8 protein-coding genes are annotated in these 10501 nt (G+C 70.7%); 4 read left to right on the top strand and 4 right to left on the bottom strand.

The genetic code is table 11. From position 1 onward, the window contains the following. On the bottom strand, positions 1 to 943 hold a 943-nt coding region (locus AC1RTA_RS15795), incomplete at its 3' end, for a LysR family transcriptional regulator (RefSeq protein ID WP_492785273.1). Between the two features lie 127 nt (positions 944 to 1070). Here AC1RTA_RS15795 and AC1RTA_RS15790 point away from each other — a divergent pair. Genes AC1RTA_RS15790 through AC1RTA_RS15775 form a run of 4 tightly spaced genes read left to right on the top strand, consistent with a single transcriptional unit; the run spans position 1071 to position 7900 of the window. Next, positions 1071 to 1895 carry an alpha/beta hydrolase fold domain-containing protein gene (locus AC1RTA_RS15790; protein WP_492785272.1) on the top strand — a complete coding sequence of 275 codons (825 nt, stop codon included), beginning with the start codon at positions 1071 to 1073 and terminating at the stop codon, positions 1893 to 1895. A gap of 27 nt (positions 1896 to 1922) precedes the next feature. Continuing rightward, positions 1923 to 3110 carry an efflux RND transporter periplasmic adaptor subunit gene (locus tag AC1RTA_RS15785; protein ID WP_492785271.1) on the top strand — a complete coding sequence of 396 codons (1188 nt, stop codon included), beginning with the start codon at positions 1923 to 1925 and terminating at the stop codon, positions 3108 to 3110. A 9-nt stretch (positions 3111 to 3119) separates the two neighbouring features. Then, positions 3120 to 6317: an efflux RND transporter permease subunit gene (locus AC1RTA_RS15780; protein WP_492785270.1), complete on the top strand. Its 3198-nt coding sequence runs from the start codon at positions 3120 to 3122 to the stop codon at positions 6315 to 6317. A gap of 17 nt (positions 6318 to 6334) precedes the next feature. Continuing rightward, entirely contained in the window at positions 6335 to 7900 is a 1566-nt protein-coding gene (locus AC1RTA_RS15775) for an efflux transporter outer membrane subunit (protein ID WP_492785269.1), read from the top strand. A gap of 100 nt (positions 7901 to 8000) precedes the next feature. Here the strand turns inward: AC1RTA_RS15775 and AC1RTA_RS15770 are convergent, their stop codons facing one another. The 3 genes from AC1RTA_RS15770 to AC1RTA_RS15760 all read right to left on the bottom strand — a co-directional run bounded on the left by AC1RTA_RS15770 (position 8001) and on the right by AC1RTA_RS15760 (position 10382). Then, complete coding sequence (locus tag AC1RTA_RS15770; protein WP_492785268.1) at positions 8001 to 8297, bottom strand: GIY-YIG nuclease family protein; 297 nt, start codon at positions 8295 to 8297, stop codon at positions 8001 to 8003. A 146-nt stretch (positions 8298 to 8443) separates the two neighbouring features. Next, on the bottom strand, positions 8444 to 9364 hold the full coding sequence (locus tag AC1RTA_RS15765; RefSeq protein ID WP_492785267.1) for an alpha/beta fold hydrolase: 921 nt from the start codon (positions 9362 to 9364) through the stop codon (positions 8444 to 8446). A 91-nt stretch (positions 9365 to 9455) separates the two neighbouring features. Continuing rightward, entirely contained in the window at positions 9456 to 10382 is a 927-nt protein-coding gene (locus AC1RTA_RS15760; RefSeq protein WP_492785266.1) for a branched-chain amino acid transaminase, read from the bottom strand. Between the last annotated feature and the right edge of the window lie 119 nt (positions 10383 to 10501).

The raw sequence follows: 10501 nt of genomic DNA, 5'->3' as shown, positions 1-10501 counted from the left end.
GGGTGGGGAAGCTGCATTGGGGGCTGCTTTCCCGTTGGCCGCCGAGGAGGGGGCAGGTGCCGAAGAGGTCGGCGACCCAGTCCACGAAGGCGCGGACCTTGGGCGACAGGTGGCGGTTCTGCAGGTAGGCCACCGAGATGGGCATGGGGCTGGGGGTGAGGTGGGGCAGCACTTCCTTGAGGGCGCCGGATTCCAGGTGGGGCAGGGCCATCAGCAGGGGCAGCTGGATCAGGCCGAAGCCCTGCAGGGCGCAGTCCAGGTAGGCTTCGGCGTCATTGACCGAGACCTTGCCGGCCATTTTCACCGGGGTGAAGACCCCGTCCACGATGAAGTCCCAGTCGATGGTGCGGCCGGTGCGGGTGGAGAAGTAATGTACCGCCTGGTGCTGCTGCAGGTCGTCGATGCTGTGGGGCGTGCCGTAGCGTTCCAGGTAGTCGGGGGCGCCGCAGGTGATGGACTGGAAGGTGCCGATGCGCCGCGCCACCAGGCTTGAATCCTGCAGTTCGCCGACCCGGATGACGCAATCCACCGCTTCCCGCACCAGGTCCACGGCCCGGTCCCCCATGCCGATCACCAGCTCCACGTCCGGATAGCGGCTGCTGAAGTCGCACAGGTGGGGAATGAGGATGAGGCGGCCGATGGGCGGCGGCACGTCGATGCGCAGGCGCCCCTTGGGGCCCCGGGCGGCGTCGCGGAAGGAGGCCTCGGTCTCCTCCACCTCCGCCAGGATGCGGGCGCAATGCTCGTAGTAGGCGGCCCCGTCCGGGGTCAGGCTGATGCGGCGGGTGGTGCGGTTGAGCAGGCGCACCTGCAGCAGGGCCTCCAGGTTCTGGATGATGGTGGTGACGGTGGCCCGGGGCAGGCCCAGGGTTTCCGCCGCCCGGGTGAAGCTGTTGGCGTCCACCACCCGGGTGAAGACCTGCATGGCTTGAAAGCGGTCCATGGTGCCGACTCCTCGATTGTTTGCCGATGATGAATAGTATTGTCGAAATATACATGTTTATCCGGTTGTAGATAACACAGAGAATCGCCCCATTGCCAATTCCGGCAGCCTTGGCTGCCCCCGTGCCATGGATGCGATACCCGGCGCTCCGGCGACCCTCGCCGAAGACTTCACCATTCCCGGCCCCCAAGGGGCCATTCCCGCGCGCCTGTACCGCCCCCGGACAGGCGGCCGGCCCCTGCCCGTCGTGCTCTATTTCCACGGCGGCGGCTTTGTCGGCGGCTGCCTGGACGATGCGGACGTGCCGGCCCGCTTCCTCGCCACCCGGGTGCCGGCCCTGGTGCTGGCGGTCGGTTATGCCCTGGCGCCCGCCCGGCCCTTCCCGGCGGCGCCGGAAGATGCCCATGCCGCGGCCCTGTGGCTGGCGCAGCAGGCCGCGGCCCTGGGCGGCGATGCCTCGCGCCTGGCGGTGGCGGGGGACGATGCGGGGGGCAATCTGGCTGCCTGCCTCACCCTCATGGCCCGGGACCGCAACGCTCCGGCCATTGCCGCCCAGGTGCTGGTGGGGCCCATGCTGGACCCGAGCATGACCCGCCTGGGGGATGGCCAGCGCCTCAATTCCGACCTCAGCGCCGCCGACTGCGCCGCCTGCTACCGCCAGTACCTGCCCCAGCCGCGTCAGCGGCTCCATCCCTATGCCTCGCCCCTGGCCTCGGTGCGCCAGGCCGGCCTGCCGCCGGCCCTGGTGCTGACCGCCGAGTGCGACGTGCTGCACCAGGAGGCGGAGCAGTACGCCGCCGCCCTGATCGAGGCCGGCGTGCCTACCCAGGTGGCCCGTTTCCCCGGCGTCACCCATGCCGCCCTGGCCCGCCATCCGCCGGCCCTGGCCGAGATCGCCCACTTCCTCGGCCATCGCCTTGGTGCCGGGATGGCGGCCGCCCCCAACCAATAAAACCATCCCTTTTCGAGAGGAACTGTCATGCCCCAACTCAAGAAGCGTCTCATCATCGCCGCCGCCCTGGCCGGGCTGGCGGGCCTCGGCGGCACTGCCGCCGTCTTCTATGCCCATGCCGGTGGCGCCCCGGCCATGGCGGCCCCGGCCGCCGCCAGCGTCGAGGTGGCGGAGGTGGCCAGCCGCCCCGTCACCGACTGGCAGTCCTACTCGGGCCGCCTGGAGGCGGTGGAAAGGGTGGAACTGCGGCCCCAGGTGTCCGGCGTGCTGACGGCGGTGCACTTCAAGGACGGCAGCCTGGTGAAGAAGGGCGACCTGCTCTTCAGCATCGACCCCCGGCCCTTCGCCGCCGAGGTGGCCCGGGCCCAGGCCCAGCTCGCCGGTGCCGAGGCGCGGGCCGCCTACACCGCCGCCGACCTGGCCCGGGGCGAACGCCTCCTGGCCGAGAACGCCGTCTCCCGCCGCGATTTCGAGGAAAAGCAGAACGCCGCCCGGGAAGCCGCAGCGGCCCTCAAGGCGGCCCAGGCGGCCCTCAAGGTGGCCGAGCTGAACCTGGAATACACCCGCATCACCGCCCCCATCAGCGGCCGCATGTCCCGGGCCGAGGTGACGGTGGGCAACCTGGTGGCGCCGGGCAATGCGGCGCCCCTCACCACCCTGGTCTCCGCCGACAGCATCTACGCCGCCTTCGACGTGGACGAGCAGAGCTATCTGAAATACGTCAGCGGCAGCCAGGGCAAGGGCCTGCCCATCCGCATGGGCCTGGCCGACGAGAGCGGCCACGGCCGGGAAGGGCGCCTGAGTTCCGTGGACAACCGCCTCGACAGCACCTCCGGCACCATCCGCCTGCGGGCCGTCTTCGACAATCCGGACGGGCGCCTGGTGCCCGGCCTCTACGCCCGGGTGCGCCTGGGCAGCGAGGCGCCGCGGGAAGCTGTGCTGGTGGACGAGAAGGCCGTCGGTACCGACCAGGACAAGCGCTTCGTGCTGGTGGTGGACGGCAAGAACCGCACCGCCTATCGGGAGGTGCGCCTGGGGGCGGTGCAGGAAGGCCTGCGGGTGGTGGAGAGCGGCCTCAAGGCCGGCGAGCGCATCGTGGTGAATGGCTTGCAGCGGGTCCGTCCGGGGGACGAAGTGGCGCCCCAGATGGTCTCCATGGGCGGTCGCGAGACGGCCGGCGTGGCCCGGGCGGCGAGCCCGGCGGACAAGGGTTGAGGCGGCGCCATGAACATTTCCAAGTTTTTCATCGACCGCCCCATCTTCGCCGGGGTGCTGTCCATCCTCATCCTCCTGGCCGGGGTGCTGTCCGTCTTCCAGCTGCCCATTTCCGAATACCCGGAAGTGGTGCCGCCCTCGGTGGTGGTGCGGGCCCAGTATCCGGGGGCCAATCCCAAGGTGATCGCCGAGACGGTGGCGGCGCCCCTGGAGGAATCCATCAACGGCGTCGAGAACATGCTGTACATGCAGTCCCAGGCCAATAGCGACGGCAACCTGGCGGTGACGGTGTATTTCAAGCTCGGCATCGACCCGGACAAGGCCCAGCAGCTGGTGCAGAACCGGGTCTCCCAGGCCCTGCCGCGGCTGCCGGAGGACGTGCAGCGCCTGGGCGTGACCACGGTGAAGAGCTCGCCGACCCTGACCCTGGTGGTGCACCTGCTCTCCCCGGACGACCGCTACGACGCCACCTACCTGCGCAACTACGCCGTGCTCAACGTCAAGGACCGGCTGGCCCGGCTCAACGGCGTCGGCGAGGTTTCCATCTGGGGCGCCGGCAACTACGCCATGCGGGTCTGGCTCGATCCCCAGAAGGTGGCCCAGCGCGGCCTCACCGCCGGCGACGTGGTGCGCGCCATCCGCGAGCAGAACGTGCAGGTGGCGGCCGGCGTCATCGGCGCCTCGCCCAATGCGGGGAACGTGCCCCTGCAGTTTTCCGTGAACGCCCAGGGCCGCCTGCAGACGGAGGAGGAATTCCGCGACATCGTGCTCAAGAGCAGCGGTGAGGGCGGCGTCACCCGCCTCGGCGACGTGGCCCGGGTTGAGCTGGATGCGGCCGAATACGGTCTGCGCTCCCTGCTCGACAACAAGCCGGCCATCGGCATGGGCATCATGCAGTCCCCCGGCGCCAACGCCCTGGAAGTCTCCTCCCAGGTACGCGAGGCCATGGCCGAACTGGCCAAGGATTTCCCCGCTTCGGTGGAATACCGCATCGAATACGACCCCACCCAGTTCGTCCGCGCCAGCATCAAGGCCGTGGTGCATACCCTGCTGGAGGCCATCGCCCTGGTGGTGCTGGTGGTCATCGTCTTCCTGCAGACCTGGCGTGCTTCCATCATCCCCTTGCTGGCGGTGCCGGTGTCCATCGTCGGCACCTTCTCCCTGATGCTGGGCTTCGGCTATTCCATCAATGCCCTGTCCCTGTTCGGCATGGTGCTGGCCATCGGCATCGTGGTGGACGACGCCATCGTCGTGGTGGAGAACGTGGAGCGCAACATCGAGGCCGGGCTGACGCCGCGGGAGGCCACCTACCGGGCCATGCGCGAGGTCAGCGGCCCCATCATCGCCATCGCCCTGACCCTGGTGGCGGTGTTCGTGCCCCTGGCCTTCATGACCGGCCTCACCGGCCAGTTCTACAAGCAGTTCGCCATGACCATCGCCATCTCCACGGTGATCTCGGCCTTCAACTCCCTGACCCTGTCCCCGGCCCTGGCGGCCATGCTGCTCAAGGGCCACGGCAGCGAGCCGGACTGGCTGACGCGGCAGATGAACCGCTACCTGGGGGGCTTCTTCGCCGGCTTCAACCGCTTCTTCCGCCGCGCCTCGGACAACTACGGCCGCGGCGTCACCGGCGTGCTGGCGCGCAAGGCCTCGGCCATGGGCGTTTATGCGGTGCTGCTGGGCCTCACCGTGGGCCTCTCCTATCTGGTGCCCGGGGGCTTCGTGCCGGCCCAGGACAAGCAGTACCTGATCGGCTTCGCCCAGCTGCCCAACGGCGCCTCCCTCGACCGCACCGAGGCGGTGATCCGCCAGATGGGGGAGATCGCCCTGGCCCAGCCCGGGGTGCAGAGCGCCATCGCCTTCCCCGGCCTTTCCATCAACGGCTTCACCAACAGCTCCAGCGCCGGCATCGTCTTCGCCACCCTGAAGCCCTTCGACGAGCGGCGCGGCAAGGCGCTGTCGGCGGAAGCCATCGCCGGCGCCCTCAACCAGAAGTACGCCGCCATCCAGGAAGCCTTCATCGCCGTCTTCCCGCCGCCGCCGGTGATGGGCCTGGGCACCCTGGGCGGCTTCAAGCTGCAAATCGAAGACCGGGGCGCCCTCGGCTATGCCGAGCTGGACCGGGCAGCCAAGGCCTTCATGGCGGCCGCGTCCAAGGCGCCGGAGCTGGGCCCCATGTTCTCCAGCTACCAGATCAACGTGCCCCAGCTGGACGTGGACCTGGACCGCACCAAGGCCAAGCAGCAGGGCGTCTCCGTCACCGATGTCTTCGACACCATGCAGATCTACCTGGGCTCCCTCTACGTGAACGACTTCAACCGCTTCGGCCGCGTGTATCAGGTGCGGGCCCAGGCCGACGCGCCGTTCCGCTCCCGGCCGGAGGACATCCTGCAACTGAAGACGCGCAACAACCAGGGCGAGATGGTGCCCCTTTCCTCCCTGGTTAAAGTGAGCACCGGCTTCGGTCCGGAAATGGTGGTGCGCTACAACGGCTACACCGCGGCGGACATCAACGGCGGCCCGGCCCCCGGCTTCTCCTCGGCCCAGGCCGAGGCGGCGGTGGAGCGGGTGGCCGCCGAGACCCTGCCCCGGGGCGTCAAGTTCGAATGGACCGACCTCACCTACCAGAAGATCCTGGCGGGCAACGCCGGCATCTGGGTCTTCCCCATCAGCCTCCTGCTGGTGTTCCTGGTGCTGGCGGCCCAGTACGAAAGCCTGACCCTGCCCCTGGCGGTGATCCTGATCGTGCCCATGAGCATCCTGGCGGCTCTCACCGGAGTCTGGCTCACCGGCGGCGACAACAACATCTTCACCCAGATTGGCCTGATGGTGCTGGTGGGGCTGGCCTGCAAGAACGCCATCCTCATCGTCGAGTTCGCCCGGGAGCTGGAGCTGCAGGGCAGCACGCCCCTGCGGGCGGCCATCGACGCCAGCCGGCTGCGGCTGCGGCCCATCCTCATGACCTCCATCGCCTTCGTCATGGGCGTGGTGCCCTTGGTGCTGTCCAGCGGCGCCGGTTCCGAGATGCGCCACGCCATGGGCATCGCCGTGTTCTTCGGCATGCTCGGCGTCACCTTCTTCGGCCTCTTCCTGACGCCGGCCTTCTACGTCCTGCTGCGCACCCTGGACAAGCGCCACAAGCTCCATTCCGCGGCCCACCACGAGGCCCCCATCACCGCCGTGCCGTCCCTGGAACAGCCCCGTTGAGACGGCAGGAGAGAACCATGACCCCAAGCACAATCCGAATCCCCAGCTTCAAGCCGGCGTTGCCGCTCCTGCTGCTGGCCCTGGCCGGCTGCGCCGTGACGCCTCCCTATCAGCGCCCGGTGGTGGAAACGCCCGCCGCCTTCAAGGAAGCTCCGGCGGAGGGCCAGTGGAAAACCGCCGAGCCGGCGGAGGCCCAGCCCCGGGGCGAGTGGTGGAAGGTCTTCGCCGATCCGGTGCTGGACACCCTGGAAGCCCAGGCCGCCGTCGCCAACCAGGACCTCAAGGCCGGCCTGGCCCGCCTGGCCCAGGCCCGGGCCCTGCAGCAGAACGCCCGCTCGGCCCTCTTTCCCCAGGTCGGGGTCGGCTTCGGTCCCACCCGCCAGCGTCCCTCGCCGGCTTCCCAGGGCCTGCCGGCGGAGGCCGAGACCAGCCCGGCCACCCTGTGGCGGGCCCAGGCCAGCGTCTCCTACGAGGCCGACCTGTTCGGCCGGGTCAGCAGCGGGGTGGCGGCAGCCGGCGCCGATGCGGCCCAGCGCCAGGCCCTGTTCCATTCCCTGCAACTGGCCATCCAGGCCGACGTGGCCCAGGCCTATTTCTCCCTGCGGGAGCTGGATGCCCTGGCTGCCCTCTACGCCGACACCGTGGCCCTGCGCCAGCAGACCCTGCAACTGTTCCAGCGCCGCTTCGATGCCGGCGACGTGGGCGAGCTGGAACTGGCCCGGGCCCGCACCGAGCTGGCCGGGGCCGAGGCCGAAGCGGTTGGCGTGGAACGCCAGCGGGCCGTGGCCGAACACGCCCTGGCGGTGCTGCTGGGCCAGGCCCCGGCCGCCTTCACCCTGCCTCCGGCGCCCCTGGGGCGGATAACGGTGCGGGTGCCCGCCGGCCTGCCGTCGGCCCTGCTGGAACGGCGGCCCGACATCGCCGCCGCCGAGCAGGCCATGGTGGCGGCCAACGCCCGCATCGGCAGCGCCCGGGCCGCCTTCTTCCCGCGCCTCAGCCTGACCGGCGCCCTGGGCTACGAATCGTCGGAGCTGGGGGACCTCTTCAAGTGGTCCAGCCGCGCCTTCGTCCTCGGCCCCCTGGTGGGCACCATGCTGTCCCTGCCCATTTTCGACGGCGGCGCCCGCCAGGCCGGGGTGGACCAGGCCACCGCGGTGTTCGACGAGGAGGCGGCCAAGTACCGCCAGAGCGTGCTGCAGGCCTTCAAGGAGGTGGAGGACAACCTGGCCCACCTGCGCCTGCTGGACCGGCAGTCCGCCTCCCAGGACCAGGCGGTGCAGTCTGCCGCCCGGGCCGCCAGGCTGTCCCAGCTGCAATACCGGGAGGGGGCCCTGAGCTACCTCGGCGTCCTCGATGCGGACCGCAGCGTGCTGCAGCAGCGGCGGGCGGCGGTGCAGCTGGACGGGGACCGGGCCCGGGCCACGGTGGCCCTGATCCGGGCCATCGGCGGCAGCTGGGGCGAGGGCGGGAAAGACGGCGTACAGGATGCCGGAAAGGGGGGCGAGGCCGCCCCCGCCCCGGCACTCCCGGCGCCGGCGGAGGCGCCCCTGGCCCGTGTGGAAGGGATGGCGCCGGCGCGTTGAGGCATGGCCGGGAGGCCCGCCGGTGGCGGGTCTCCGGATGCCCATGCCTGGGAGTCAGATGGGGTGCGGCTCCTGGCAGAGGGGCTGCGGTAATGCCCGTTCAGTCCCGCGTGGCGGGCAGGGCGGCGGCGTAGGCCCGTTTGGCCGCCGCCGTCAGGCGCTTGATGCGGTATTCGGCCTTGGAGGCCGTGGAGCGGTCCGGGTGGGCTTCCCAGCCCAGCAGCCGGGCCGGCGGATGGGCCCGGGTGTAGCGGGCGCCCTTGCCTTCGGCGTGGGCGGCGTAACGGGCCGCCACATCGGTGGTGATGCCGGTGTAGATGCTGCCGTCGGCGCATTCGATGAGATAGAGGAACCAGGGCCGGCCGGCGGCCGGTGCCTCTGCGGGTTCTTCCGGCAAGGAATCAGGCAACGTATCCGGCAATGCTGCCGGGGGCCGTTCCGCCCTTTCCTTGTCCGCTGCCTGCGTTGCCTTTTTACGCGGCTTTTTCACTGCTGCTGCCGTCGCTGCCTTGACCATTTCCACCACGGCTTTCCGGGCTGCGTTCACGACTGAAGCGTCGCCCGGGCCGCGGCGGCGGCGATGGCGTCGGCGATGACGGGGGCCAGGGCGGCGGGGAAGTCGTGGCCCATGCCCGGCACCAGGCGCAGTTCGGCGCCGGGGATGTGGGCCGCCACGTCTTCGCCGCAGGCCGGCGGAATGAGGGGGTCGGCGGCGCCGTGCAGCACCACCGTGGGCGCCCGGATGCCGGCCAGCAGGGGGCGCCGGTCGCCGTGGGCGAGGATGGCGGCCATCTGCCGGGCCACGCCCCTGGGGTCGAAGCTGCGCTCGTATTCGGCGGCGAACATGGCCTGCAGCTGTTGCGGGTCTTCCGGGTAGGCCGGGCTGGCGATGGCCTGGTAGCGCTGCAGGGCGTCGGCGACGATGGCGTCCCGCTGCCGTTCCCGGGGCAGGGGGGCGAACAGGGCGGCGGCCGCGGCGGGCGTGGGCGGCGGCAGGGACGGGTGGCCGCTGCTGGACATGATGCTGGTGAGGGACAGTACCCGCTGCGGGTAGCGGGCGGCGACGATCTGGGCGATGGCGCCGCCCATGGAGGCGCCGGCGATGTGGGCCCGGGGAATGGCCAGGGCGTCGAGCAGGCCGACGCAGTCGGCTGCCATGTCGTCCAGCGTATACGCGGGTTCCAGGGGCATGCCCCGGAGCGCCGCGCCCAGATTGGGCACCGGGGCATGGTCCAGGTGGGTGGACAGCCCCGCATCCCGGTTGTCGAACCGGATCAGGCGGAAGCCCCGTTGCAGCAGGGCCTCGCACAGGGCCCGGGGCCAGCGGGTGAGGGGCACGCCCAGGCCCATGATGAGCAGCAGGGGCGGCGCCTCGGCCGGGCCTTCGAGCAGCACTTCCAGTTCGATTCCATTGACGGCGAGACGGGGCATGGCGGGCAGGGGCTGGGGATCGGGACGGGGCATACCTTAGCAGATATGCCCCGCCGCGGTCCGCTCCAGGTGCGGCTTCTGGCGTGCTTGCCGGCGTGTTTCCCGGCGAGCACGCCGCGCCGGGTCAGGCGGCGGCCGGCGTCAGCCAGTCGGCGTGGGCCCCGTCTTCGCCCCGGACGCAGGCGAAGTAGCGCTGCTGCAGCAGGCGCGTCACCGGGCCGGGCTGGCCTGTGCCGATGCGGCGGCGGTCCACCTCCACCACCGGCGTCACCTCGGCGGCAGTGCCGGTGAGGAAGACCTCGTCGGCGCAATAGACCTCGTCCCGGGTGATGCGCTTGGCCCGCAGCGCGAGGCCCGCCTCCCGGGCCAGGACGTGGATGCTGCGGCGGGTGATGCCGTCCAGGGCCGAGGTGGTTTCCGGCTCCAGCAGTTCCCCGTCCCGCACCAGGAACAGGTTTTCCCCCGAGCCTTCGGCCACGTAGCCTTCCGTGTCCAGCAGCAGGGCCTCGTCGTAGCCGTCGCGGCGGGCTTCCCGCACTGCCAGGATGGAGTTGCTGTAGGTGGAGATGGCCTTGGCCCGGCACATCTGCACATTGGGGTGGTGCCGGGCGTAGGAGGAGATGCGCACCCGGATGCCCTGCTCCAGGGCGTCGCCGCCCAGGTAGGCCCCCCAGGGCCAGGCCGCCACCATGACGTGGGTTTGGGTCCCGGCCGGGTCCACCCCCACCTTCTCCGGCCCGAGGAAGACCAGGGGGCGGATGTAGGCGCTGTCGAGGCCGTTGCGGCTGACCGCCTCGCGGCAGACCCGGGCCAGTTCTGCCTGCGACCAGGGCAGGTCGATGGCCAGGATGTGGGCCGAATCGGCGAGGCGGCGCAGGTGTTCTTCCAGGCGGAAGATGGCCGGCCCCCGGGGCGTGGCGTAGGCCCGGATGCCTTCGAAGCAGCCGTAACCGTAATGCAGGGTGTGGCTGAGGACGTGCACTTTGGCGTCGCGCCAGGGCAGCCAGTGGCCGTCGAGCCAGATGAAACCGTCGCGGTTTTCCATGGACATGGGAGTTCCTCCAATACGTCGTGTGGGCAGAGCGTGGGCAAAAACAGCCCCTGCCGGCGGCAGGGGCGGCAAAGCCCGCCCGGGGGTGGGGGCGGCGCGGGTGTCCGGACGTGGATGGA

The sequence above is a fragment of the Azospira sp. MPR-E4 genome (assembly GCF_058809645.1).
The sequence above is the reverse complement of the archived record's forward strand: the minus strand, read 5'-3'. Positions and strand labels throughout refer to the sequence as shown.